At 70.9% G+C, this 26,132-nt stretch carries 19 protein-coding genes and 2 pseudogenes; 11 read left to right on the top strand and 10 right to left on the bottom strand.

Annotation, left to right across the window (positions count from 1 at the left end; genetic code table 11):
* The first annotated feature begins 551 nt into the window (after positions 1–551).
* A complete protein-coding gene (locus tag FN207_RS25180) occupies positions 552–1,640 on the top strand; it encodes a DUF3616 domain-containing protein (RefSeq protein WP_142461199.1) in 1,089 nt (362 codons plus the stop codon).
* 221 nt (positions 1,641–1,861) lie between these two features.
* Here FN207_RS25180 and FN207_RS25175 read toward each other — a convergent pair whose 3' ends face one another.
* Entirely contained in the window at positions 1,862–2,287 is a 426-nt protein-coding gene (locus FN207_RS25175) for a histidine phosphatase family protein (protein ID WP_221888398.1), read from the bottom strand.
* 53 nt (positions 2,288–2,340) lie between these two features.
* Here FN207_RS25175 and FN207_RS25170 point away from each other — a divergent pair.
* Positions 2,341–2,487: pseudogene (locus tag FN207_RS25170) on the top strand (IS5/IS1182 family transposase); the annotation flags it as partial.
* Positions 2,488–2,541: 54 nt separating this feature from the next.
* On the opposite strand, the gene FN207_RS25165 reads toward FN207_RS25170, so the two are convergent.
* Complete coding sequence (locus FN207_RS25165) at positions 2,542–3,180, bottom strand: hypothetical protein (RefSeq protein WP_110906488.1); 639 nt, start codon at positions 3,178–3,180, stop codon at positions 2,542–2,544.
* 1,078 nt (positions 3,181–4,258) lie between these two features.
* Between FN207_RS25165 and FN207_RS25160 the strand changes: the two genes are divergently transcribed.
* The gene (locus FN207_RS25160; RefSeq protein ID WP_142461197.1) at positions 4,259–4,519 is read left to right on the top strand and encodes a hypothetical protein; all 261 of its coding nucleotides are present in this window, start codon (positions 4,259–4,261) and stop codon (positions 4,517–4,519) included.
* Positions 4,520–5,189: 670 nt separating this feature from the next.
* On the opposite strand, the gene FN207_RS25155 is transcribed toward FN207_RS25160, so the two are convergent.
* The 7 genes from FN207_RS25155 to FN207_RS25125 all read right to left on the bottom strand — a co-directional run bounded on the left by FN207_RS25155 (position 5,190) and on the right by FN207_RS25125 (position 17,547).
* Entirely contained in the window at positions 5,190–6,452 is a 1,263-nt protein-coding gene (locus tag FN207_RS25155) for a patatin-like phospholipase family protein (RefSeq protein WP_142461196.1), read from the bottom strand.
* Complete coding sequence (locus FN207_RS25150; RefSeq protein ID WP_142461195.1) at positions 6,449–7,840, bottom strand: hypothetical protein; 1,392 nt, start codon at positions 7,838–7,840, stop codon at positions 6,449–6,451. The genes FN207_RS25155 and FN207_RS25150 overlap by 4 nt, the downstream gene beginning before the upstream one ends.
* The gene (locus tag FN207_RS25145) at positions 7,837–10,728 is read right to left on the bottom strand and encodes a peroxidase family protein (protein WP_142461194.1); all 2,892 of its coding nucleotides are present in this window, start codon (positions 10,726–10,728) and stop codon (positions 7,837–7,839) included. Before FN207_RS25145 ends, FN207_RS25150 begins: the two co-directional genes overlap by 4 nt.
* 54 nt (positions 10,729–10,782) lie before the next feature.
* Positions 10,783–12,657 (bottom strand): thiamine pyrophosphate-binding protein, encoded by a 1,875-nt coding sequence (locus tag FN207_RS25140; protein WP_221888396.1) that lies wholly within the window; start codon positions 12,655–12,657, stop codon positions 10,783–10,785.
* Positions 12,658–13,138: 481 nt separating this feature from the next.
* On the bottom strand, positions 13,139–14,302 hold the full coding sequence (locus tag FN207_RS26595) for a hypothetical protein (protein WP_185938577.1): 1,164 nt from the start codon (positions 14,300–14,302) through the stop codon (positions 13,139–13,141).
* Between the two features lie 856 nt (positions 14,303–15,158).
* Positions 15,159–15,461 carry a hypothetical protein gene (locus FN207_RS25130; protein WP_142461193.1) on the bottom strand — a complete coding sequence of 101 codons (303 nt, stop codon included), beginning with the start codon at positions 15,459–15,461 and terminating at the stop codon, positions 15,159–15,161.
* A gap of 31 nt (positions 15,462–15,492) precedes the next feature.
* Positions 15,493–17,547, bottom strand: a complete 2,055-nt coding sequence (locus FN207_RS25125; protein WP_185938576.1) for a matrixin family metalloprotease — start codon at positions 17,545–17,547, stop codon at positions 15,493–15,495.
* A gap of 461 nt (positions 17,548–18,008) precedes the next feature.
* Between FN207_RS25125 and FN207_RS25120 the strand changes: the two genes are divergently transcribed.
* From FN207_RS25120 to FN207_RS25090, 7 genes are all read left to right on the top strand, one after another.
* Positions 18,009–18,905 (top strand): zinc metalloprotease, encoded by an 897-nt coding sequence (locus FN207_RS25120; RefSeq protein ID WP_142461191.1) that lies wholly within the window; start codon positions 18,009–18,011, stop codon positions 18,903–18,905.
* Between the two features lie 15 nt (positions 18,906–18,920).
* Positions 18,921–19,547, top strand: a complete 627-nt coding sequence (locus FN207_RS25115; RefSeq protein ID WP_142461190.1) for a hypothetical protein — start codon at positions 18,921–18,923, stop codon at positions 19,545–19,547.
* 136 nt (positions 19,548–19,683) lie between these two features.
* Positions 19,684–20,856: a M28 family metallopeptidase gene (locus FN207_RS25110; protein WP_221888395.1), complete on the top strand. Its 1,173-nt coding sequence runs from the start codon at positions 19,684–19,686 to the stop codon at positions 20,854–20,856.
* Positions 20,857–21,518: 662 nt separating this feature from the next.
* Complete coding sequence (locus tag FN207_RS25105) at positions 21,519–22,682, top strand: M14 family metallopeptidase (protein WP_142461189.1); 1,164 nt, start codon at positions 21,519–21,521, stop codon at positions 22,680–22,682.
* Positions 22,669–22,950 (top strand): hypothetical protein, encoded by a 282-nt coding sequence (locus FN207_RS25100; RefSeq protein WP_142461188.1) that lies wholly within the window; start codon positions 22,669–22,671, stop codon positions 22,948–22,950. The genes FN207_RS25105 and FN207_RS25100 overlap by 14 nt, the downstream gene beginning before the upstream one ends.
* A gap of 114 nt (positions 22,951–23,064) precedes the next feature.
* The gene (locus tag FN207_RS25095) at positions 23,065–24,639 is read left to right on the top strand and encodes a S8 family peptidase (RefSeq protein WP_142461187.1); all 1,575 of its coding nucleotides are present in this window, start codon (positions 23,065–23,067) and stop codon (positions 24,637–24,639) included.
* A 392-nt stretch (positions 24,640–25,031) separates the two neighbouring features.
* A complete protein-coding gene (locus tag FN207_RS25090; protein ID WP_142461186.1) occupies positions 25,032–25,322 on the top strand; it encodes a hypothetical protein in 291 nt (96 codons plus the stop codon).
* Between the two features lie 239 nt (positions 25,323–25,561).
* On the opposite strand, the pseudogene FN207_RS25085 reads toward FN207_RS25090, so the two are convergent.
* Positions 25,562–25,807 (bottom strand): annotated as a pseudogene (locus FN207_RS25085) (IS3 family transposase); the annotation flags it as partial.
* Positions 25,808–25,831: 24 nt separating this feature from the next.
* Here FN207_RS25085 and FN207_RS25080 point away from each other — a divergent pair.
* Positions 25,832–26,132, top strand: a 301-nt coding sequence (locus tag FN207_RS25080; RefSeq protein ID WP_185938575.1) for a helix-turn-helix domain-containing protein, incomplete at its 3' end; no start/stop codon positions are given.

Genomic DNA, 26,132 nt, shown 5'->3' with positions numbered 1-26,132 from the left:
CAGGTGGGGTCAGGTAGCCAGCGTTGCTGGTGTTGTCGCGCGACGGACTTCGGGCAGGTCCCGTTGCTTGCGGTCTCCACCACGTCGTCGCCCTCCCGGCTCGTCCAGGACTCCAGCCCCCGCATCCGCTCCGGGCAGCCCGCAGGCAGTTCACCAGCACGTAGGAGCGGTGCAGGCCGAGATGGGCCAGGAAGGCCTGGACCCGCTGGCCCGCCTCCCCGACGAGGATCCGGCGGGGTGATGGCGTCGTGTGCCGCAGGGTCCTGCCCGATGACCAGCACTCGTGCGGACCCGTCCAGGCGGCCGCGGTGGAAGACCGGCCCCCACTCCAGCCGGAAGTCCTGCGCCGGGGGGGACCTCGGCACCCGGGGCCTCCCGCATGAGCGCGGCGAACATCTCGTCGACGCAGCCGTCGTCGAACCCGATCACCGCGCGCGACGTTCCTGTCCGGACCATGGGAGGAGCCCGGCGCAGGCGCGGTGACGGCGGGGTGACGGGGCGCGCCGACGATCCGATGCGGACGTGCGGATCCTCGTCGGTCGGGAGCGGTCATGACTGTCGTTCGCCAGGTTCCACTCCGCTTCGCCCGGGACGGCGGTGGGGAGGAACAGGGGACGGATCTGTCGACGGTGTGCCGGGACGGCACGGTCCTCTGGGTCGCTGGAGACGAGGGACCGGTGCTGCACCGACTGAGCGCGGAGCCGCAGGACGGGGCGTACGGCGATCTCGTGACGTTCCCCCTCGGTGATCTCGTCGACCTGCCGGAGGGGCCCGGACGCGAGGTCGACGTCGAGGGCATGGACCGCGCCGGGGACCACCTGTGGCTCGTCGGCTCGCACAGCCGCACCCGCAAGCGCGTCGACCCCGACGACGACGACCGGGACGTGCCGGCGATCCTGGCCGAGGTCAAGGTCCGCCCCAACCGGAACGTGCTGATCCGACTGTCCCTCGCCGGCGAGGGCGCTGCGGCGCGACCGGTCACGGGGGCACTCCTCGACGGTGACCTGCTCACGGCGCTGGCCGCCGACGAGCTCCTGCGGCCCTTCCTGGCGATCCCCGGCAAGGACGGTGGTCTGGACATCGAGGGCCTGGTCGCCGTGGACGATGGTCTCCTGCTGGGGCTGAGAGGGCCCGTGCTCCGCGGTTGGGCCGTCGTGCTGGAGATCCGCCCCCGCACCGACCCGGACGACCCGGCCCGGCTGACCCTCGACGGGACGGACCCGGGATACCGGACGTTGTTCCTCGACCTCGACGGGCTCGGCGTCCGCGACCTCTGCCGGCTGGGCGACGACGTGCTCGTCCTCGCCGGGCCGACCATGGACCTCGACGGTCCCGCCCGGCTGTACCGGTGGCCTGGTGCGGCCACGGCGCAGCGGAGCACGGTCGGCCGGGACCTCCTGCGCGTCGCGGAGGTCGCCACCGGCACGGGCCCCGAGGAGGGCAGCGACCACCCCGAGGGCATCACCGTCGTCGCCGATGCCGACCCCATCGAGGTCCTGGTGGTCTACGACAGCCCGGCGACCGCACGGCGGCCGTTCCCCGGCACCGTGCTGGCCGACGTCCTGCGCCTGTCGGTCCCGCGGCAGGTGACCCCCGAGCCGGCCGACCGGTCCGCGCCCGCCGTGCCCGTGACCCGCTGAGCGGCGCGATCCACCCGTCCGTGCCACCACCCCCACGAGTCGTGACCATGACTCGCCCCACCTCGGTGACGACTCGCGAATCGACCCGCTCGGGAGACCTTCCTCAGGAGGTTTCCAGCGGTCCCTCGAGCTGTCCCGTGGACAGTGGGGCTCGTCGGCGGCGTACGGGTGGACGACAGATGGGCGTCGGCAGGACGGCGCGAACGTGGGCCGCTCGCTGCTCACCCGCTCCCGTATCGGAGGTGCAGCAGGTGGGCGCCGTCCCCGGCCGGGGCCGTGAGCACGAAGAGGTTGTCGAACTCGCGCTCGCCGATGGCCGGTGCCGGTGTCGCGCCCAGTGCGGCGAGGATCGACGGGATGGTGTCGCTGTGACCGGCCACCAGCACGACCGCCCCCAGATCCCCGGACAGCGCATCGCGTGCGAAGACCTCGGCGGACGGGGTGAGCTGGGGAGCGAGGCCGAGCGCCGTGGCGGACGGCGCGACGGTCTGCTGCGTGCGGGCGAACTCCGAGTGGAAGACCGCGCCGACACCGGCCGACCGGACCGCGCGACCGAGGGCTTCGGCCCGGGCACGTCCGGCCGCGTTGAGCCCCGGATCAGTCGACCCGGTTGGCAGGTCGATGTCCGCGTGCCGCACCGCGAGCACGGTGACCATGTGTCCTCCTCGTGGACCCCGTCGGCCCTCCCACCGCTGGCTCTCGCGCGCGCAGGATCACCGCACGCATCGCCCGCCGCAGCGTCGCCCACGGCTCCGGTCTGGGCCGCGAGCGCTGGGTGATCGAACGCGGCTTCGCCTGGCCGGCCGCGTTCGGACCACTCCGCTCTGGCGACGAGCGTCGTGCCGACAACTGACCCCCTACCGTCGGCGGGCCGTCATCCTGGAGTGCGCTCTGGTGCGCGTCAGGCCTGGTAGAGCGTCAAGCTGGAGAAGAAGAACCCACCAGACTCCTGGTCGATGCGGACGCTGTGCGAGTTGGCAGTCAGCGACAACACGAACGCCTGGTTGACCGGGCCGGTGAACACGAAGGCTCCCAGGTCCGTGGGCGCAGACCCTGGCCCGAAGTCGTCGAGGATGTAGCGGACGGTCGCGCTGTTCCCACCGTCGCCCACCAGCGAGGCGATGGCCAGGTAGGTTCCATCGACCGGGGCCTGGAACGTGCAGTTCACCCGACCGGTCTTGCCCTGTGGAGCCCCGTAGAAGTCGAAGCCGTCGGGGGAGAACCACGCTGAGCAGTTGTTCAGTGAGGACTGCAGGTCTGTGAAGAAGTCGTAGTGGTCGACGTCCCAGAGGTCCAGGAACCCGGCGGTCCCCGTCTTGGTGCAGACGCTGAAGAACGCCGTCTCCTGTAGCTGGGACGCATCGGCGAGGTTGGGGATCTGGGCGATCAACTCGTCGGCGCCGCTGGTGGCTCGCACGGCGGCGACAGCCGCGTGAGGCGACAGCCTCGGGGTGGCGCGAGCGGCCCCGCGTTGCCGTAGGTCGAGCGGTTGGCCCTGCGATTCCACCACGGTGATCCGGTAGTCGCTGTCCTGTGTCATGACACACCTCCAGATTCGAGATCGGTTCGCCGTCCGGAAACGAGGGGGAGATCGCCCCGGTGCGTTCTCCTGTGTCGATCCCTCCTGCACCTGTCGAGGATCTCGGAGCCGCATCGAGCCCCGACCAGCGCAACGACCCAGCTGGCACCGCATCGGCACGTCAACACTGCGCCGCTGGGCCGTCGAGCACTGGAGCCCACCGGGGTCCTCACCATCGTGAGCGGTCACCGTCAACGGATCGTCACTGCGGCGTGGACGTCGCGTGCTGCCGGAGTCGGGCGCGCGCCTGCGCCGGGGGAGAGGTCCCGCCGAGTAGCGGACGTCGTCCTCACCGTGTGGGTCAGCGGTGGGGGTGGCCAGACGCCACCAGCGCCGGCTCGCCGGCTCGGTCATCGATGCGGTTGAGCAGGGCCATTCAGCTTCGGAGAGACAGCGGCGGCACAGACCTGTCGTCCGTCACTCGCCTCGACCGGCACCGCGCGGGCCAGCTGGAGCAGTACCTCGGAGTCGGCAGAGGACGCCGACGACGTCGGCGCGGCGATCGATCTCCTCGCCGACTGCTCCAGAGGGTCGTTCGATCACATCCTCCTCCAGAGCGGAAGGGGGAACCGGTGGCATCACCTAGACCTGCGGAACCGGCCGCCGCGCCTGCCGGCGAGACGCCCCCGGCCGAGCCGACGGACTGGGTGGTCATCTCGCGCGAACCGTGCGCTGGGCGCTCACCGCCCGGCGAACGGCGCCGGGCGATGGGGGCGGGCAGGGACGGCGCGCGGCCGATCCGACCGACCGGTCCCTGGGCCGAGCACGTTGGAGGCCCGGCGCCGGCGATGCAGGCCTTGACCGCGTCGGAGCTGAACCGGTTCCTCGCCTGGGCCGACGCCGAGGATCCTGACCTCGTCATGGGCTGGCAGCCACCGGGGTGCACCGCGGTGAGGCCCTTGCTCCGCGCTGCTCCGACGTGGATCGGGACGGCGGCCGGCCACGCGCCACAGCGTCGGTGCTGCGTTGACGACGCGGTGACGCTCCTCGACCACCATGGGTTCTCGGCCAGGCACGAGCCCTCAGGAGAGGAACAGCCATGTCAGCGCCCACTGATGTGCCGAGGAACCCCCCCGAGCATGCTCCGTTGCTTAGGACCACAGCGGCAAAGGCCTGGGCAGCGGCGCTGTACAGCGCAGTGCTGGCGTTCCTCTCCTCGCTCCTCACGGCGCTGGGGGGCGCCGACACGGGCTTCGACTCCATCACTGCCGGGCAATGGCTCACGGCGGTGATCGCCGCTCTCGTTGCCTTCGGCGGTGCCGCCGGCCTCACCTACTACGTCCCGAACAAGCCCCGCTGAGCCGGCACGGGTCGTCGGAGAACTCGGTCGGGCGTGGCCGACCGCTGGGGCTTCGTCGGGACACTGCGATGGTGCATGGCCTGGGATGGTTCATGGCGTTGCGTCCTTGGCCAGCCACCAGCGGTCCATCCGACTGCGCGCCCCGTCGCGATCTCGAGCGAACGCGCGGAAGGTCACAGGTCGCTGACGGCGGGATGGTGCATGGGTCCGCCGCGCCCCGAGTGAGCGCATGCTGCGTCCCCATCGGCGAGGTCCGCACGGTCGCAAACGGACCTTGGTCATAGCCGGTGAGACAACCTCGATGTGCCCGCACCGGTGTCGATGCGCGCGGCCCGGCCGTGGCTGACGGTGTTCCGGCTGCCGCCGTACGCCCACGAGCTGAACCTGGCCGAGCCGGTGTGATCGCACGTGAAGCGGTCGCGGGCGAACCTGACCGAGCACCATCGTCCAGCTCACCGCGCCGGTGAGAGCGCGGCTCGAACGGGTGCAGTTCCGCCCCGGTCTGCTGGTGGGCTCCCTCGCCAGTACAGGGCTCGAATGCCCACCGCTCCTGCAACCTCGAATCTCATGAACTCGAGCGCGTCGAGACCTTGAAGAAGCGCGAGCGCCGGCCCACACGGCCCGCCGGCGGTCGAACTCTCCACTGGCCCGAGGGACGGGGGACGGGGCCTCACCGCCCCGCGACCACACCACCGCCGGTGCCGGGGACGCCACGGGTGCGCCACGGGAGGGTGCCGGGTGCTGCGCCGGTGAGCACAGTAGAGGCGTCCTGTTGCCCCTGCTCGATGGCCGCCTCGATGAAGCCGGTGTCGAAGAAGAGGTAGCTCATCAGATCACCGCGACGCGGCCCCGTGCCCCCGAGGAGCCGCCCGAGCAGCAGGAGGTCCGGATGTCGGAGGGTCTGCCACGTGCCGGGCCGTCGCCCGTACCGCTGGTCGAAGCTAGCAGCCGCGAGGGCGCCCAGCGTGCGCCTTTCGTCGGGCCCGAAGAACAGCCAGGGGACGACCGTCAGCGGACGCCGGCCCGAGGTCCGCTGTCCGCCTCCTTCGACGAGCTCGTTGACCGTCGTCAGCGTCTGGACGTCCTCCACCATCCGGTCGACGAGCGCTGCATCGATGAGCTGGACCAAGGCGTCGTCGACGTCCGGCCGGTGCAGGTCCGCGGTCCCCGAAGGGGAGCTGGCCGGATGATCTACCGGGTGGGTCCCCAACACGATCACGGCGTCGGCACCCAGCGACAGGGCAGGCTTGAGCGGCGTGTTGAGGCGCAGGCCGCCGTCCATGTGCCAGCCGGACGCGACCTGCGGGTCGTCCAGCCGGACGGCGGGGAACAGGACCGGGATGGCCGCGGAGGCCAGCAGGTGCTCGGCTGTGATCCGGGTCGCCATGTAGTCGATGGGCCGGGCGTCGTCGGAGGGCGGTAGGTCCGCTGTGGACCGCCGGTCGACGAAGACGACCGTCCGCTGGTTCGCGACCGAGGTCGCCACGATCGCGAGAGCCGTCCGCCCCGCGTCCACGTTCGTGCGGAGCTGTTCCCACGGCACCCGCCGCGCGGCGGTCTCTCGCAGCGGTGACGTGTCGAGCAGGCTGAAGAGCCGAACGCCCGGTACACCGAGCAGTTGTCCGAGCCAGTACCCGACGGTGATCGGCGCCGTCCTCAGCACCGGACGGAAGACGTCGGCCGAGGCGATGCCGCGCCACACATCCAGGAGCGCCGTGGCTTGCTCGGTGGGCGGCAGGTGGGCGGCCGAGGCTACGACTGCCGCGTTGATCGCGCCGGCGCTGGTCCCGACGTAGAGGTCGGGGGTGATTCCGGCCCGGGCGAGATGGGGGAGGAGGGTGGACAGGACACCGGCCTCGTAGGCACCCCGCGCGCCTGCGCCCGACAGGACGACCGCGACCGAACGGATGCCGGGGTCGTCGGTGGCGGTCATGAGGAACCGGTGAGGTGCCACGCCTGGTCGTGGCCCCGGTGGGCGTCGGTCAGCCCGTCGCGGAAGAAGTGGTCGTAGTAGGGCTGCTCGACGTGGTGGGCCTGCAGCCACACGCCCGGGACGTGGATCGCCTCGACGTGCGCGGGGAACCGGCCGTGCGTCTCGTAGATGTAGGTGCAGATGTCGCGGGCACAGGCGATCACGTCGGCGCCGTAGTCGCTGGCCTGGTCGAGGTACTCCGCGCCGAAGCGGTCCTTGTAGATCCGCTGGAAGACGCTCGCGTCGGAGTAGATGCCGCGCGGCCCGAACTTGTCGGCGATGACGGTGTCGACGGCGTCCGCCATGCTCGAGTAGTTGGGCGGACACATGGCCTTGATCAGGTGCTCACCTCCGTGTCTGAGACCCACGGGATGGGCGCGAAGGACTGAGAACCGGGGGAGGGGGACGTGCCAGCGCGGGAGGTCGGCGGGCTTCCAGCGGGGCGTGACCCAGTCGAAGTCCAGCATCGGCCCGTACGTCGGACGGAACTTGGGATCTCCCAGGAGCACCGGTGGGCTGATCGTCGCGTGGATCCAGGCCCCCAGACCCATGGCGTCGGTGGTGAGCATGAGGTTCTGCAGGAGGAGGTCGGCCTCGATCTGGGTCCTCATGCCCCAGATGGCGCCCAGAGGCAGTTTGATCTCGTCGTTGAGGAATCCCTCCTTGATCCAGCGCTTCACTCCGGCGGGGCGGTAGAAGTTGCGGTCATCGACGATGGCCGGCCGAGCACCCGGAGGCTGGGTGAGCAGGTACATCATGCCGTTGACGTACTGCCTGGACAGGTCCACGACCGGGAAGAGGATCGTCGTCCCTGGCAGGTTGGACAGGAACCGGTTCGAGTCCAGGTAGGCCGGGAAGTCCCGGTTGCCGTCGGGCACGTCGAGCCGGTGATCCAGCAGTCGCACCTTCGACGCCTCCGCACGTGCCAGCAGCACCTCCGGGTCGAACGGCGAACCTCCGTCGGGGACGGGGGGCAGCCTGCGCAGGAAGTAGGTCCCGCTGTCGTTGATCAGGAAGAAGTGCGTCCCCTGCGCGTTGTCGGGGCTTCCCGCGGTCCGCCCACGCATGGTGAGGTTCGGCTTGGCCATGATCGGGCTGTCGTTCCGCGGGTCGTTGAACGGCCGATCGGGCATGGTGAGCCCCGTGCACCCAGTGGCGGCGATGAGCACCGCCTCCTCCAGATCGGACAGCGGCACCCGTTCGGCCGACGACTCATAGCTCATCGAGCCGGCGCGCACCGAGCTGCCCCGGCTGACCCGGTGCGTCCGCCGGCGCCAGAGGGTCTCCAGCAGCGGGCGTTCCACCAGTTCCTGGAGCCCCTTGTGGCTCACCGTCGCGTGCCCGGTCATCGGATGGCCCCACCGACGGACTCCGCGGCGTTGCTCCGAGCCGGGGCGACGGTCCCCGGCCGCCCGACCGGCCGCCACGGAGCGAAGGCGCTCCGGTCCCGCGGCAGCAGCGCGGTCAGCTCGGGGCAGTGGCGGAGGATCACGCTGGTCATCCCGTTGTTCGCGATCCAGTCCATGCCGAACGGGGAGTAGATCTCCGGCCGGAAGTCCACCGTGAGGAACCGGTCGCTCTGCAGCCGCCGCGACGCCATCAGGATGAAGATGCGGAAGGCGGTGTCCGAGAAGCCGAAGCCCGGGGGTGGGGTCTCGGCGAACAGACCGACCATGGTGTCCACGTCGTCGATCGAGCGGTAGATCTCGCGCAGTTGCTGGACCGACTGTGGGTCGGCTGTGAGGTCCTCCCAGCGCTTGATCCGCGGCTTGTGCAGCCCGGCCCGGAAGTCGTTGTAGCGGGGGACGCCGCGCCGGCGCGTCCGGACCAGATCGACGACCGACAGGTCGATGCGTTCCCCGTCGCGCTCCATCGCCGTCAGCGAGACCGGGTAGTTGTGCAGGGCGATCGCCCCAGGGTTGGCGCGGCCGCAGGAGTAGAGCAGGTTGGCCAGGCCCAGAGCGCGGAGCTCGTCGTCGGCCAGCGCGCCCTGGATCTCGAGGAATCCGCGCCGCCCGAGCGACTCTCCCGTGCGGTGGTCGAGGAAGCAGTAGTCGTCGGGAAGCAAGGGGTGCATGCGATAGACGGTGACGAAGTCCTCGGTGAGCGCGTAGGGCACGCCATGGTGGTCGGGCTTCGTGGCGGGGATGCCCACGGTGGCGTGCTCGTCCATCAGCCACAGGCCCAGCCGGGTGATCCAGTCGCCGGCGGGAGGACCGCTCCAGTTGCTCTTCAGCCCGACGTCGATGGCCCGCGTCCCGAGGATGGCCGGCGTCCACTCCACGGTGTGGATCTTCGCTATGAGCGCCGAGACGATCAGCCGCGCGGTCTGGTAGACGCGGTCGTCGCTCCAACCGCGATAGTGGGCGCGCAGCTCGTCGCAGACCACGTTGTGCTCGCGGGCGAAGAGGGTGTGGATGCCGCTCAGGCCGAGCCACCAGCTCTCGTTGAAGCCGGTCATCTCCATACCCTTGACGTCCTGGGGGAGGTAGCCCTCGGAAGTCAGCCGCAGTCTCGCGCCGTCGCGGAGCGTGAACGCGTGCGCGGCGTCGCCGCCGTAGACCTCTGAACCGTCCCACCAGTGGGAGGCGGAATTCGAGAAGAACCGCTCGTCACCGCTGTCGTCGTCCCCCAGCGAGATGTCGCCGGCGATCCGCATGCGTGGCTCAGGTGCGCCACCGGGGACGTTGACCCAACCGTCCATCCCGGGGGGGAGCGGCACCGTGACGTCCCGGTGGCCGAGCGGATGGCGGGCATGGTTGACCCAGTCGTGGACCTGGAACTGGATCCACGCGGCGGCCAGCAGGTTCAGTGACCTGGCGGGAAGGAACTCGCGTCGCACCAGCAGTTCCCGGCTGACCACGATCGGGTTCGGCTCGTCTACCTGGTCCGGGCGGGGATCCGGTCGCAGATTCCGGCCGAACGTCGCGCCGACGGCTCCCATCTGGGGGGCCGAGAGGTCGTTGGCCGTGCCGTCGTAGGTCCGGCTGACTCGGTCCTCCTCCAGGAGCAGGGCGGGGACGGGTCGCGCGCGGGGCGGCGCCTCGCGGAGCTCGGTGTCGAAGAGGTTCCGGCGGCGGAGCACGTCGCGGACCGCCGTGAGGTTCAGCAGGCTCAGCCGCAGCGGGAGGCGGTGCCACTCGAGGCGCCGGTTGAGGACGGACAAGGCGCTGCGGGCACCGGCGAGCGCCACCCGGTTGCGTAAGGGCGTCTCCGTCCGCCACCGCTCGCCGAGGCGATGGGCCGCACTCGCGTCGTACGCCGCCTTGCGCGCCCGGTTGAGGTTGCCCAACGGCCGGAACTCCTCGGTGGTGTTCCACGGGTTGAATGCCAGCGCGTCGACGAGACCGGCCTGCACGCGTGCCTCGGCGGTGTTGACGTCGCCTCGGGAGATGGTGAGGACCGCAACCGGCTCGGGCGGCGAGATCTCGTCCTTCCAGGCGATCGAGGTGTCCTCGATCGGGGTCGAGCGGGGGTCCCGGAAGCGCTGCACGCACAGCTCGAGGCGGACGTCCCCAGCGGCGAGCCGTGCGGCCGCCTCGCGGGACAGGTACTCCGGATCGTGCTCCGAAGGCGACGGTGCCGTGGGGACACCGCGCGCGGGGCGCAGCAGGTAGCGCACGGCCAGGCCCTCACCCCAACGGATCGCGCCCCGGCTCCAGTAGGTCTCCGTCGCGACGCTGGCCACCTTCCTCCTCCGCCCCGCGAGGACGTTGCGGAGCATGCGGACGGTCTCGAGCGGGCCGCAGCGGAATGCGAGTCGGACGAGGCCGAGCGCCTGCGACACCGACCCGCCGGCCGTGGCACTGGCGAAGGCGACGAACTGCCGCGCGTCCCGCGCGTGCGACACGGGGTAGTTGGTCATCAGCAGGTCGTGCTGCTCCTCGGGTGACACGGTGATGCGCAGTGCGACCCCGCGGAGGTCCGGGGCGAAATCTGGTTGCCCGTTGCCGGCCGCGTTGGAGAAGCGGACGGCGGCGGGGTACGCCGCGCCCGGCTGGGCGAATCCGGCCCGGAGGTCGGCGGGGAGGTCCAGGAAGCGCAGCTCGGCATCGGGGACCGCGAGGGTCGGCTTGGCGTGGAAGGCCCGGTCGATCCCGTGCGGGACACCGTGCGCGCTGGCGGCCCGCTGGTTCTTCGCCTGCACGCCCATGATCTCCGACGCCAGTTCGTCGAAAGCTGTGCGTTCGGCTTCGGGGCTTCCGCCGACGTACTCCTCAGACCACGTGGCGCTCATCGGTCCTCCGCTGCTGACTCGGGGTGCGTGGCTGTCGTTCATCGGGCGGTCCGGTCAGTCGTCCCGGAAGCGTTCCTCGACCATCTCGACGACTCCGGAGATCACGCCGTCCGGCGAGGGGCTGTAGTGCGGGACCGCCCACCGGGTGATCCGCGCGTCGATCACCGACGGCCGGTTGGAGGCGAGGGCGGCCGCGAACGCCTCCTCGAACTCGTCGAGGTCCTCCACGCGGTATCCGTCCGCCCCGCAGGCTCTCGCGTACGCGGCGAAGTCGGGGTTCTGGAACTCCACCAGTGCGCTCGTGGCGTAGGTCGAGAGCTGGTACAGCTTGATCAGCTTGAATTGATTGTCGTCGAAGATGATCCAGATGACCGGGATGTCGTGCTCCACGGCGGTCATCAGCTCGAAGCCAGACAGCGAGTAGCAGCCGTCCCCGCAGCCCACGACGACGGTCCGCTCAGGCTGCGCGAGCTTCAGGCCCATTGCGCCGTTGGTGTGCCCGGCCATGGGTCCGAACGAGCCGGCCTTGCGGAAGTTCTGGCCATCCTCGAGCTCGAGGTAGTAGCCGAACCAGGCCAGGTGGGCGCCCGCGTCCGCCAGGACGACGCCGCCGGGCGGCAGCATCCTGCCGACAGCCTGGGCGAGCTTGGCGGGGTGCAGCTTCCGGAACAACTGCGGGATCTTGCGCGCCTCGTAGTCCTGGACGTCGACCTTCCTCGCCGCAACCGCTCCGACCTTCCGGTCGAGGGCATCGGTGATGGCCGCGACGCCGGCCCGGGCGTCGGAGAGCAGTGCGTGCTGGGGCTCGTAGTGGCCAGCCCTGCCGAACTCGATCTCCGAGATGTTCACCTGGATGAGCGTCTTGTCGTCGAACAGGTCGTCCCGGAAGTTGAAGGTGGCGTGCTGGTTGAGCGAGTTCCCGACCGCCACCACCACCTTGGCCTCTCGAAAGGCCTTCCAGGCGCTGGAGTGGCCGCTGTCGGCAAAGACGCCCACCGCAAGGGGATGGCTCTCCGCGACGATCCCCTTGCCGTCCAGCGTCGTCAGGAGCGGGATCTGGAAGCGTTCGATGAAGCGCTTCACCTGGGCGCCGGCGCCGCTCCGGATGGCTCCGAACCCCACCAGCGCCACGATCGGGTCGTCGTTGCGGATCGCCTCGGCGAGTGTCTCGGCGATGGCCTCGACGACGTCGGCGGCCGGCAGAACCGGAGGGACGCGGAGGCGTACGTCGTGGTAGTTGTCCACGTCCTGGCCGCGCTCGGTCAGATCTTCGGGGACGGTGAGGTGTACCGGGCCCGGCCGGCCGGAGAAGGCGACGTTGACCAGTTCCTCGACCGCGTCGCACGTCTCGGAGACGTGCTCGAGCATCATCGACTTCTTCGTCGTCGCAGCGAACATCGCCAGGGAATCGGGCGTGCCATTGATTCCGGACGTCTCGTTGAGCGATCCCCGCCCCTTCCACTTCCGGTCGCCGTAGCCGGAAACCGCGAGCACCGGATAGGAGTCCGACATTGCCACGCCGAGGCCCGAGAAGAGATTGAACGCGCCCGGGCCGGCCGTGGCGAAACAGAATCCCAAGTTGTTCGTGTACATCGCATAGCCGCACGCCATGAATGAGGCGGCCTGCTCGTGGCGCGTGATGATGGGCCGGATGCGCTTCGACTCGTCGAGGGCGATCATCAGTCCGGCGGCGTTCTCGCCGGCTCCGCCGAACGCGGCATCGACCCCGACGGACTCCAGACTCTTGACGATCGCCTCGTACACACGCACGGCCTGTTCTCCCTGATCGTCACCGAGCATCTCGCCGCGGAGCCCCGATGCGATCCGCCGCCAGCATTCTCGGGCCTGTTGGTGACTGCACCGGGCGCACATCTGCTCCGGCATCAGCGCGTTCGACGCGGGACCATCCAGAACGATGTAGGTGGCCATCGCCACCGGCCGGGGTCGACCGTTCGGAATCGCCGCACGGTCACCGCGTCGCGCAGCCAGCGTCCTCGTCCAGGAAGCGCACTGTCAATAGTCGGAAGCGCCTGACCGCAATCCGAATCGGACTCGTGGGCTATCTGCCGGCCATTCACGAGGATGACGACGAAATGTTGACGGAACGGTGACGCGCCCGTGACGCAGGACTCAGTTCGTCGGCGGCGGTCAGGTCGCGGGTCGAGCAGGGACGGACGGTGGAGACCCACAGTGGAGGGCAGGTCGAGCAGGCGAGAACCTGCACGCTGCCGTCGAAGGCGTGGTTCTGGCTGAGTACCACCTGTGGTGACCGAGCTCGGCGGGGGTGGCCACCGGGTCGTTGTGCATCAGCGTGCCGTCCAGGCAGGCGAAGGGCAGCTCGGCGGCGCGCGCGTGCCCGAGGACGTCTTCGAGCTTCGCTGACCTGAGGCTGTACTGCACAGGTACCCGCCTACCCGGTCGTCGCTTTGTACGTCTTGTCGCCGGTGGCGTCCAGGACGGATGCCGCCTGCCGGTCCACCATGCCGGTGAAGAGTTGCTGGCTGGCGCCGAAGATGACCGCCCAGGCGATGACCTGCGGCGTGGTGTCCAGCGCGGTCAGGCCGGGAACGAAGCCACCGCGCATGAGCAACAGTCCCAGGACGGCGGTCAGTGCGCCCGTCGGCAGTTTGAGGATGTTGAGGACCACCGGGACGGTGAAGGGCGTCGGGGTCCCCTGGATGCGTCGCAGGGCGATCGCCCCCGTGACGCCGGCCGCCACGATGCCGATGATCTCGATCAACGGCACGTCCCACTTGCTCACCGTCGTCTGCACGATGGTGTCGATGTCCCCGCTGGTCACGGAGCTCTCCCCCGTGGGGCAGACGAGCATCGGCGGCTGCGTCGGCGTCGGTTGGGGCTCGAAGCACATCGCGAGCAGCGTTGGGTGCAGGATGCCCAGGAGTGCGACGAGGCCGGCGATGGCGAACAGCAGTGCACTGGCCCACGAGATGATGGCGCTGAAGCTCCGGACCCGCTGCTGTTCTCGCGCGGCGGCCGAGCTGGCCGCGCGCATCGCCGCGATGACGTTCTCCTTCTCCCGCGGATCCAGGGCTTCATCGGGCTTCTTGTCCACCTCCCTGCGTGCGATGTCCTCCATCCGCACGCGGCGCGGGTCGTCGACCGGCAGGTGCCGCCGCACGTGCGCGTCCATGCTGGGCAACTCGCCCCGGAGGAATCTCGCCGGCGCCCGGCGCAGCAGGTCGGCCTCCGCGGCGTGGATGTTGCTGGTGGCACGGGCCAGGCGCGCCGAGGTGTGCATCATCGGGCGACGACCGCTCGCTGCCCTCTCCACCGCCTTGACGTGACCCCTGATCGCATCGGCGAGGCGCGCGTCCGCCTCCGCGTCCGCCTCCGCGTCCGCCTCCGCGTCCGCCTCCGTCTCCGTATTCGTCTTCGTGTTCTCCTCGCCTCGCGCCTCCTTCAGCTTGTCCATCCAGTCCGACAGGGTCTGGATCTCGGCGGCCCGGGCAAGCGCCTCCTCGCGCCAGGCACGTGCGGGCAAGGTCGACGCGAGGCAGCCCAGGCCGGTCGTGGGATCGCGCGTGGATCCGGTCGAGCCTCCGGAGCTGCTCATGGGTGTCGCCTCCTGGCGCTGCGCCGGTCCGGCCTCGATGGGGCAGCGGACCTCCCGAGTAGTGGCAGGTCAGCTCGCAGGTTATGGCGCCTTCATCACCGGGTCGTCACCGTCTGGTCACGCCATGTCCCCATTCGGCATCGACGGCCGATCGCGGCGAACTACGCCCGTACGAGGAACACCGGGCACCGCAGGTGCCCTGAGGCGACACGTGGGACTGGAGAAGCCGTCCCTTCAGTAGTGAGGTTCCGCACCACCACTCGTCGTCCACGGACGGACCAGAGAGGCACCTCTGCAGGGTCAGCACCGTGAGCTGGCCGAGCGTCGAGTGCCGCCCGACAGGAGCCTGCGCCCTGGGCTCGACGTTGCTGACAACCCGCCGAATCCCTGGCCCGCGACGCCTACCGCGCCCTTCACCTGGGTGCGGATTCCTGGTGAGAGAGCTCGTCGTGGGCGTCAACGATGCGGTGGACAGGAGTGCTGCCCACCCCGGACGGCGGTGTGCGGGTCTCTCGCAACGGTCGGCTGGTCCGCACGAGGAACCTGCTCGCCAGCAACACCATCCTCCTCGTGAACGGAACGCCCCGCTCCGCATCGGCACCCAGGACCTCGACGGCTCCCCCCGGGAAGCCATCGGCGAGGTGGCGCCCCACAACCGTGAGCTGCCCGCTTCCAGGGTGCCGGCGCGCCACCGGGCGATGATCTCGCTCATGTGGGCGCAGACCACGGACGGGAATCACGGGCAAGAGCAGCGCCGGCTTCCCCAGCGTCAGCCCCACCGTCACCGGCCGCGGCTCGCCAGACACGAGCCGGCAACCGGGCGGGGACTCACGGGCCCAGCGGTTGCTCGGGAGGGTCAGGGCATGCGTCTGTAGGTCACGCGGTCATCACCTGCGGCCAAGGTGAGCAGCTCGCCCGCGCGGTGAGCCGAGTACGTCACCGTGCGGTCGTCGGCCGTCCGGATGCGCACGGATCCGTCGCGCAGGACGTCGAACGAGGCCTCGTCCCACACCGGTCGGCGCGTGCCACCTCGGGTTCCCCGGTAGGTGCGGTCCGCGAAGAACTCGATCTCCTGCGGGTACGGCGTTGGAGACCCGCCGTCGTCGACCCTGCGCCATCGGCCCACCAGCTCGTCGATCGAGAACCCCATGCCGTTCACGAGGAGACAGCCTGCCGTGCCGCGCGTCTCGTCACCGCCGCCCGGTCTCGTCGATGCGCCGGCGAGCCGCCTGGGCGAGCTCCCGCAGTGATCCGGTGTCCGGCGCGTCCTCCGCCCGGGTCCCCTCCTCCGACTGTCGGAGGGTCTCCTCGTGTACTCGGCTCTGCGCCTCGACGCGGTCGAGGGTCTCGATGACGCGGCGGCGCTCGGCGGAACTGACGACGACGTCCCCGTCGGCGAGCCGTTCGAGTGCCCGCCGGTACGGCTCCTCGGTCGTCCCTCCGCCCCGGAGCGTGCGCTTCGCGTCGAGCCACGCGTAGTGCGGGCCGAGCGTCGGGTCCGACGCCGCTCGCTCGATGGCCTCGCCGGCACCGCCGACGTCGGCCGAGGCGGCGATGGCGAGCATGGTGTCGGGGTTGGACATGACCTCGTACGCCGCCTGCTCCTGCTCGGGCGACGTCGACGCCGAGACGAGCACGGTGGCCGAGCCGCTCAGCCCGCGGGTTGCGCCCGCGTCGTCCCACTGCACCTCGATGACGATGCGGTACAGCCCGGAGCCGGGGAACAGCGCGCCCTGCGGCCCGTGCGTGATGGTCGCCGAGTGCGAGACGCGCTCCCCTCGCTCGAGCAGGCGCAGGGGCTGCTTGTCGACGCAGGGAACGAGCGGGAGGAACGTACGGACCGTCCCGGCCGGGTCGATGACCTGGCCGCGCACGGCTCCCCCGCGCAGGCCGAGGCTCGCGGGCACGAGCACCGGGGCCGCGTGCTCGTTGACCAGTGTGTAGTCCACGCGCGCGGGCGCGCCGAGGGGGAACAGCGTCTGGACCGGGCAGACCGACAACCTCAGTCCCGCCGGCCGCTCGACCAGGTCGTCGGCGGCGATGGGGGCCACCGAGTAGTCCTCGCCGAACTGGATGCCGCCGGGTCGCACCCACACATCCGGCATGTGCCGGAGCCGCTTCTGGTCATCCGGATGGAACCCCCAGCGGATGTTCTGCGGGAACGGGCGTCCCGCGTGCGCGCGTCGGGCGATCACGTCGGTCGTGTTCATGAAGCCGTTGTCCGACGCGTTGTGGTAGAGGCCCAGCGCGTGGCCCACCTCGTGGACGGCGGTCCGGAAGTAGGTCGGGGCGTCGTCGCCGAACCGCTTGCCCCGGAGGTCGCCCCAGCTGGGCTCGTCCGTGTCGTACACCCAGTCGCAGGCGATCCCGACGCCCTCTCGTGCCGTGCTGTTCACGTCGACGGCGGCGCTGTCGTACATGATGCCGCGCTCGGTCTCGTCGACGCGCCGCACGCACAGGAGGTGGTAGTGCCACTCGCTGTCGAGCAGGTCCTCCCGTCGCTCGCGGTACTCCAGCATGGCCGTGTGCATCTCCGCGTCGCTCCAGGACCCGCCGCTCTTCTCGACCACGGTGTCGTCGCTCTCGAGCACGGCCAGGTCCCACCCGACCGGCTCGAACACCTCCTTCCAGCCGTAGCCGTCCGGGCCGTTCGTCCTCGGCGCCACCGCGCCTGGGACCCGGTCGATCTCCAGGGTCGCGCGGCGCAGGAAGGACGAGACCCACCCGAGGGACAACGTCCCCGTCACCGAGCCGGCCGAGTTCACCAGGTCCCCGGTGAGGTAGTCGGCCCCGGACGGGTAGCCCGGCGGCGCGGTCGTCCAGGACAGCCGGACCGCCGAGGCGCCCTCGTTGGTCCACGCGGTGATCGCGGCGTCGAACCGGAACAGCTCGAACGTCACGGTGAGGCTCTCCTGCGTCCCTGGTGAGCCGGACACCTCGGTCGCGCGGACGTAGTAGCGGTAGTCGCCCCGCGGGAAGACCGGGACGCCACCGGCCGGGTCCGGCTCCGCAGGAGCGCCGGCGGAGACGTGGCGCAGGTACAGGTCGCCGCTGATGGTGACCGTGCTCCCCGCGTCCTCGACGCGGAGGGTGCCCAGGTAGTGGATCGCGCCGGGCCGTGTCGGCGAGGTCTGCAGGGGGGTGTACCGGAGGAGATAGCAGCCACCGCGCAGAGCACGCGTGGGGGCCGACGATCCGCTGTCACTCGCGTCGCCCCGGCCGGCGCGGTGGCCGCGTGCCGCCAACGGGAGCTCGTCCGGCAGCTGGGGAGGGGGGCCCTGGGGGTTCGGGAGGGGACCGGCGTCGGTGCGGTAGGCGGCGGCTCCGCCGGTCGGCGAGCGTGGGGAGGGAGCGGTCATGGCACTTCCCTGGGACGAGGAGGACGCCGGGCGTCGACGTACGACAGGGGCGGGTGGCGGACGACGTCGACCGGCACGGCCGACCTGTCCGCTGCTGACGGTGACGTGGCGCAACGGGAGTCAGGATCGGCGGGCGGCGTCACCACGACGTCATTGACCCGCTCGGGCCCCAACGGCCGAGATGCCGAGCCTCGCACCCGAGCACCGTGACACCGGGTTGACGCCGCGGTGACGGACGGGCCGCGAGGATCCGCCTCACCACGGAGCACGACGCGGGACAGCCGGGTCCCACCGGACGCCGAACACGGCGCCCCGACCCGCACGCACCACGGAGACGGAGGCAGGTCATGGCGAAGCTGGTGATCGGGGACCGTGAGTTCGACGACCAGGCGACGTTCATCAGCGGCGGGCGGCGCTGTGGGACGCCGCAGCTCAACGACTTCCAGAAGGAGCGCGTCCGGGCGCACCTGCGGACGGCGCGGGCCAACGGGATGGACGCCGCCACGGTGACCCAGATCGAGGTCCCGGTCCACTTCCACGTGATCCACGATGGCGGCACCGGTGCGCTGACAGACCAGGAGATCGACGCCCAGCTCGGCGTGCTCAACGACGCCTTCAAGCCGTACGACGTCGTGTTCACGCGAGCGTCGGTCGACCGCACCGACGACCCCGTCTGGTTCCGGATGACCATCGACAGCCCGGCCGAGCGGAAAGCGAAGACGGCGCTCGGGAAGGAGCAGCACCGCGCGCTGAACTTCTACACGGCCGGCATCGGCGGCGGGTTGCTCGGCTGGGCTACGTTCCCCACCGACCTGGCGGGCGACCCGGACACCGACGGCGTCGTGGTCCTCCACTCGAGCCTGCCCGGTGGCTCCTCGGCGCCGTACGACCTCGGCCTGACCGCCGTGCACGAGGTCGGCCACTGGCTCGGCCTGTACCACACCTTCGAGGGCGGGTGCACGGCTCCCGGCGACGAGGTCGCGGACACGCCGTTCGAGGCCAGCCCGAACTTCGGGCCCGCCAACCCGTCGCGCGACACGTGCCCGAACGACAGCGGGAACGACCCGACCACCAACTACATGGACTACACCGACGACGCCGGGATGACGGAGTTCTCGCCGGGGCAGGTCACGCGGATCAAGGAGCAGGTCACGCTCTACCGTCCTGTGCTGCTCGGCGCCGGCCTCGCCGATGCCGCGGACTCGGCGCGGGCGGGGATCGACCTGGAGACCGGCGACTTCTGACCTGGCCGTTCCGACATGGCGTACCGATCCGGCGAGCTGCGCCTCGGCGACCCGGGGGCCGGTCGGCTGCGGGTGACCGGTGACGGCTACGCCGCGGCCGGTGAGCTCGTGACGCTGATCGTCAGCCCGGACGTCCAGCGGTTCCTGGGGATGTCGGACGACGAGGTCGCCCGGGCGTCGGAGATCGACCGGCGCTACCGCGAGGCCTTGCGGCGGACCTACGCCGGTCAGGCGTGGCGACCGCCGCACCTCGACCCTGCCGCGCTCCCCGCGCGGCAGGAGGTCGAGCGCCAGGTCGAACGGCTCCTCGGCGCGGAGCGCACCGCACGGCTGCACCGCCTGTCGTGGCGGGTCCGGGGCGGTGACGCGCTCCTGGACGAGGACGTCGCCGGCGTCCTGCGCCTCACGGAGGAGCAACGCAGGCAGGTGGCGACGGTGGCGGAGGAGAACGAGCGGGAGTACACCCGGGTGCTCGCCGAGTCCAGCGCCGTGCGGGGCCGTGAGGGACAGCGCACCGGCGACTCGGCCGGGTTCGCGGACCGGGTGGCGGACGCCGACGAGGCCGGTTCCGCACGGCTCCTGGCGCTGCTCACCCCCGGACAACAGGAACAGTTCACGCGCCTGAAGGCAGACCCGGGATGACCGCGGACGTCCGCGAGGTCCTGGCCGGCCTTCCGCGCCGAGGCCAGAGCGGCAGGATGCCGCCAGGGACCGGAGGAGTGACCATGCGAGTGCACGCGGGTCCCGACCTGCTCGAGACGCGACGCGGGACCACGTCATGAGCACACAGCCGTGGGCACGCCTGGGGGACCAGACCCTGGACTGGGACCCCGAGGTAGCGGGCCGGGCCGGGCCCCCCGCCCTCGTCACCCAGGTGGGCCGTTCCTTCCAGATCCGTCATCCCGATGTGCCGGTGCTGCTGGACCACGGGCGGCACCTCGTCATCGCGATGCCGGCGGAGGGGACGGCGGCGCCCGAGGAGCCGGACGAGCACCTCCACTGGCGGATCGAACCGTTGCCGATGGGCACCGTCGTGGTCGACCGGCCGCGGCCGACCCCCCGCGCGGCCGACCCGCTGACCGCGGACCTGGTAGGAGCGCTGTCCCAGCAGTCGTTCGAGCAGGAGCTCGCCTTCCTCGCCGGACTGCCGACGCGACACTCCCTGAGTGCCGGCTTCCGGCAGGCGGCGGACCAGGTGTCCGACCGGCTGACCGATCTCGGCTTCGCCGTCGCGCGTCCGGAGATCACCGTGGGCGCCGGTACCAGCCTCAACGTGGTGGCCGACCTCCCGGGCTCCCGCGTCGGCGACCTCGGGGTCGTCCTGGTCACCGCTCACCTGGACTCCATCAACCTCGCGGGAGGTCCCTCGGCTCCAGCGCCCGGGGCCGACGACAACGGCAGCGGATCGGCGGGCGTGCTCGAGCTCGCGCGGGTCCTGAGCAGCCACGCCTGGCATCACGACCTGCGTGTGATCCTCTTCGGCGGCGAGGAGGAGGGCCTGCACGGAAGCCGCCAGTACGTCGCCGGCCTGGCCGGGACCGAGCGGAGCAGGATCCGGGCCGTGCTCAACCTCGACATGGTGGGGTCGCTCAACACGGCCGCGCCGACCGTGCTCCTGGAGGGAGCGCCCCTGTCGTCGGGGATGATCGACGCCCTCGCTGCGGCCGCGACGACGTACACCGATCTCGTCGTCGAGACCTCGCTGGAGCCGTTCGCCAGTGACCACGTGCCGTTCATCGACGCCGGGATCCCGGCGGTCCTGACCATCGAGGGTGCCGACAGCGCCAACGCGAACATCCACAGCGAGCACGACGTGCTGACGACGGTCACCCCGGAGCTCGCTCTCCGGATCCTGGCCATGGACGTGGCCGCCCTGGTCGGCTGGCTGGAAAGCGCAGGAGCCCTCCCGTCGGGGCGCAGCCAGGCCACCTATGGGTCATCGGACGTCTGACCGGAGCTGGACACGACGTCTGCCGGACGACCGCATCCCGGTGGCGGAACCGCTGTCCGAGCTCGTCTCCGGGCCCGGGGCCTCGCTGGTGGCCGTGCCGTGAGGACCTCCGTGACCGGCATCGTGGGGGCGGCCTACCCGCATGGGTAGACCCGGTCGACGAGACGGCATCACGGTCGTCGGTCCGCTCGGCCGAGAGGGTGGCGACGGGTGTCCTCCCGGTCCGCCGTCTGCTCCACGTGATCGAGGAGGCTGCTCGGGAGCGTGGTCCCCCGCGGAAGGGGGTGTCGGCGGTGTCCTCGTCGCGGCGCCACTCCGCCTGGACGGGGCAGCGGTGGGCCGTGGTCTGCTCGTGCATCACGATCGGCAGCCCGCGGATGGACGTCTGTGTCTCCAACTGCCGAACGATCTCGTCGTCCGCGGCGCCCGGGACCCGTCGTCCAGCGAGCTTCGCGGTCCTGTCGGCCGCGCACAGTCGTGACAGGGAATTGACATCGCTGTGACGGAGACCGGCCTAGCGTGCCGACACGGAGGACTCATCCGAGACGGGCTGCCGCGGGACGCGGCCTGGCGGGCGTTCATGGGCGACGTCGACCCAGACCCGCTTCGAGCGTTGCCCGCGGGCAGTCCTGTTGCGCCGGATCCCTGAACAGGAGAGACCCATGGCCGGCTTGATCGTGGCAGTCACGTCCCCCAGCGCGCGGGTCTCCCTGACCGACCTCATGACCGCCTCCCTCGGGCTCGACGTGTGGGAGGTCGAGCCCGACCACCTGGTGGTGCAGGCCGACGAGGCGCAGATCGGTCGGCTGGAGGCCATGGGCTACGGCATCGAGCAGTTGCAGATGATCGACCCCTACCTGTCGAGGTTCGCGACGGACGCCGCCGTGTCCGGCTACCACACGGTGGCGACCCTCGAGCAGGACCTGCGGGGCCTGGCCGAGGCCCACCCGGAGCTGGCCGAGCTCCGCGAGATCGGGCGCAGCGTGGAGGGCCGCCCACTCTGGGCCCTGCGCATCGGTGAGCGCCGCGGCAGCACCCGCAAGATCGCCTTCCTCGGCTGCCACCACGCCCGGGAGTGGATCTCCGTCGAGGTCCCGTACCTGCTGGCCGAGCACCTGCTCCTGAACTCCTCCGCCGACCCCGTGCAGGGGTGGCTGCAGCAGAGCGAGGTCTGGGTGGCCCCCATGGTCAACCCGGACGGCCACGAGTACACGCAGACTCCGGCGCACCGGCTGTGGCGCAAGAACCGGCGCCGGAACCACGACGGCAGCTTCGGCGTCGACCCGAACCGCAACTACGGCTACATGTGGGGCACGTTGAACGGCAGCACCTCGAGCCATGTCGCCTCGGACGACACCTACGTGGGCCCCCGGGCCTTCTCCGAGCCGGAGGTACGCGCGGTGCGGGACCTGGTCGCCGGCCAGCAGTTCACCGGCGTCCTGACCTACCACAGCTACTCGCAGCTGATCCTGTACCCGTGGGGCTACACGTCCGAGTCGATCAAGGACGCGTCCGACCTCCGCGCTCTGCGGGAACTCGCGGAGGAGATGGAGCGGCAGATCGCCAAGGTGCACCACAAGACCTACACCGCGAAACAGTCCTCGAAGCTCTACCCGACGGCGGGGGACACCGCCGACTGGACCTACGGCGAGTACGACGCCGTGTCACTGACCGTCGAACTACGTCCCGCCACCTGGGAGGAGGGCGGGTTCATCCTGCCGGCCGACCAGATCCGCCCCTGCTGGGAGGAGAATCGCCCCGCCGCACTCGAGTTCCTCCAGCGGGTCCTCGAGCAACCCCAGGACGGTGTGCGTGGCGACGGGTGAGGAGACGTGGGTCGCGCGGCTCACGCCGGCCCCCGGCAGGAGCGTCTCGGATCTGCTCGACATGCCCTTGGGGCTCGATGTCTGGGAGCGCCACGCCGACTCCCTCGTCGTCTCCGCGTCCGACAGCCGGCTCAGTGAGGTGGAACGTCGGCGGTTGGCCCGAGTCGACCGGCTCACCACGACGGCGCAGTACCTCGCGCGGACACGCAGATCCCCCGCCGGGGAGGACGGCGACCGGCGGAGCAGTCCGTCACCGCAGCAGGAGTGACGAAGTGGTGACGTCCTCGTGATGAGGCGCGGCGACGATGGCCGCACTGCGGGGTCCCCGCGGGATCGGGCCGCGGTTCGCCCCGAACGGCCACGCTGAGGGAGGAGCACCCTGATGCCACGTCGAGTCCTGGTGGAGCTTCGCGGGCCGGCTGCCGACCTGCGCGGAGCAGACTCCGCATACGCATCCGATGTACTCCACGACCTGCCCTTCGAACTCGACGGGGGCTACACCCCGCAACCGGTGCCTCCTCCGGAGAACGCGGACGTCGTCAGGGCCATGGGGCTCCGGCGCGACGAGCAGTTGGTCGTCGTGCGTGGCGAGGTCCCGGACGGCGTGTCCGAGACGGACCTCCTGACCCACGGTCCGGTCGCCGCGATCTGGACGGATGCACGCGTCCAGGCCTTCGAGCGCCCATCCCTCCAGCCTGGCGACCTGGCGCTCGTCGGAGCGACCGCTGCGTGTCCGTGCCCGGAGAACGGCTGCGATTGCGATCCCGGGCCCGGGGGTGCGCACGGGACCGACGACGAGGTCGCGGCGTACCTCGGTGCCGACCAGGTGTGGGCGGAGGGCATCCGCGGCAGCGGCATCGTCGTCGGCGTCGTCGACACCGGTGTACGGGGCGGTTCGTTCCCCGGCAAGGTGATCGACGGTTGGTCGCCGTCGGGCGGATCGCCGCCCGGCGACGACGGCGCCCACTATCACGGCTCGATGTGCGCCAACGCGGTACTCACGGTCGCTCCGGACGCGGCCATCTACGACATCGGACTGCTCAAGTCGTCCGCCGACATCGACGGGTTCCTGTCCGACGCCATCGCCGGCTACAACTGGGCACTCGCGCGGTACGAGACCGACGGCACCCCGCAGATCCTCACGAACAGCTGGGGGATGTACCAGGAGAACTGGGCGCCCGACTACTGCACGAACCCGAATCACCCGTTCACCCGGAAGGTCGTCGAGACGATCAACCGCGGCATCCTGGTGACCTTCGCTGCAGGCAACTGCGGACAGCAGTGTCCCTCCGGTCGATGCGGCAGCGACGTCGGGCCGGGCCGCAGCATCTGGGGGGCGAACGGACACCCGCTGGTGATGACCGTCGGCGCCGCCAACATCGACGAGCAGTGGATCGGCTACACGTCCCAGGGCCCGGCGGCGCTCGCGCCCGACAAGCCCAACTTCTGCGCCCCCAGTCATTTCACCGGGTACACGCAGAACGACAACGGCACGTCGGCCGCTTGCCCCGTCGCGGCCGGTGTGCTGGCCCTGCTACGCGACGCCCGACCAACGCTTCAGCAGGCCAACGCGAAACTGCTGCTGCAGCAGACGGCCAAGGACCTCTGCGCGGCCGGCTGGGACGCCAACAGCGGCCACGGCATGATCAGCGCTCAGCGCGCGTACCGGTCGATGACGCGAGCGCCGCACGAGCACCCCATCTGCGGCATCCAGTGGCACGGGCAGATCCCCCCTCACGCGACACAGCGGTGGTTCACGTTCAACTGGCCCGCCGTCTGGCACGTGACGTGGAGCGTCATGCCCACCAGTCCGAGGCCCGGCGGTCCGCAGCTCAGCTGGGACGTCGAGGTCGAGCGGGCCGACGGGGACCACGTCACCTACTGGATCACCGTGCAGAACGTGACGGATCAGGACGTCGACTTCGAGGGTCGGTACTGCATCCTCGCCAGCGACTGACCGTGCGATCGACGCCCGTGGCCGTCACGAGCGGCGGGCATCGCGTGAGATGGAGGAGGGCTGATGATCCGCATCACCATCGAGGTGGACGACTACGGGACGAGGACGGTCACGGGCGCCCCGACGCAGGGAAGCGTGTCGGGCAGCTCATCGACGGATGTCGACGCCGGAGCCGCACCGCGGCTCGGGTCACGAGGCGGCACGGGCGGCGCCGGGAGTCCCGCCGCCTCACCGGCGCCGACGAGCAGGGGACTGGCGGCCGGCGGTCCTCCCACCCTGCGCTAGGCATCCGGGGAGCTGGCTGGGCGTCGCTGGGCGTGTCCCGGCACCGGGAGGGCGCATACTCCTTCCCGGGCGATGCTGCGTGCACGCCCAGTACGGAAGGCGTGGTCATGGCAGAGGTGACGGTCGAGCTCCGTGTCCCCGATGAGCTGGGGGACCGGGAGCAGGTGGACGTCGCTGCGATCGGCGTCGACAGCATTCCCGGCCTCGATGCGCCGACCGGTGAGGTCGTGACCGTGCGCCGCACTCGACAGGGGCCAGTGGCGCTCGTGCGAGGGACCAGCCGGGACCCGCACGCGCTGAGCCGGCATCCGCGTGTCGTCAGCGTCTGGGATGCCGCCGGTCGACCCATGTGGGATCACCCGGCGGCCGAGCGAGATGCATCCCGCTACGCCTTGTGAGACGTCACGGGCCGTGCTGTAGCGGAGGGCGAGGGGCAGTGCCCGTGTCGATCAGTCCCTGGCCCTGACGCGCGCCACAGATGCCGAATCCCGGTCGTACAGGCCGACCGGTGTGCGTCAGTGTCGGGAGACCTCCGGTTCCTGCCACATCAGCGGACACGGCTCCACGGCCGATGCCCACGGGAGACCCGACGCCGGGGACTGCCCCGACCTCGGTCGACTCGGTTCGGGAGAGGCGATCAGGCCGCGTGAGCGGCCTGGGTCGGTGTCTCGAACTCGATGGGCGTGAGGCGTCCGAGTCGGCGTTGCCGGCGGCATCGTTGGTAGATGCGCTCGATCCTGGTGATGATCTGCAGCCGCAGGTCCTCCCGGACGGCCCAGCGCTGCCGGTCGAGGACGTTGCGCTGCAGCAGTGCCGAGAAGGAGTCCATGGCGGCGTCGTCTCCGCAGACGCCGACGCCGCCCATCCAGCCGGTCAGGCCGTGTGCCGGGCCGCGGAGTTCTTCGGGGTGAGCTGGAAGACCGCCGACCGGTGGGCCGAGCGCTACCGGGTGACGGGCCGCGCCGGTATGGCCGACCGCTCCAGCCGCCCGCACTCCAGCTCCGCCAAGACGGGTCCGGCGACGACGAAGAGGATCGTGTCGCTGCGGCTGCGCAAGCGCTGGGGCGCGGTCCGGCTGGCCGCCGAGACCGGGGTGGCGCCCTCGACCGCCGAAGCGGTGCTGCGCCGCTGCGGGATCAGCCGGCTGTCCCAGCTCGAGCGCCGCGACCACCGGGTGGTGCGCTACGAGCACGCCGCGCCCGGTGAGT

Source organism: Geodermatophilus aquaeductus (genome assembly GCF_900182545.1).
Classification (GTDB): Bacteria; Actinomycetota; Actinomycetes; order Mycobacteriales; family Geodermatophilaceae; genus Geodermatophilus; species Geodermatophilus aquaeductus.
This window is presented reverse-complemented; position numbering and strand designations above follow the sequence as displayed.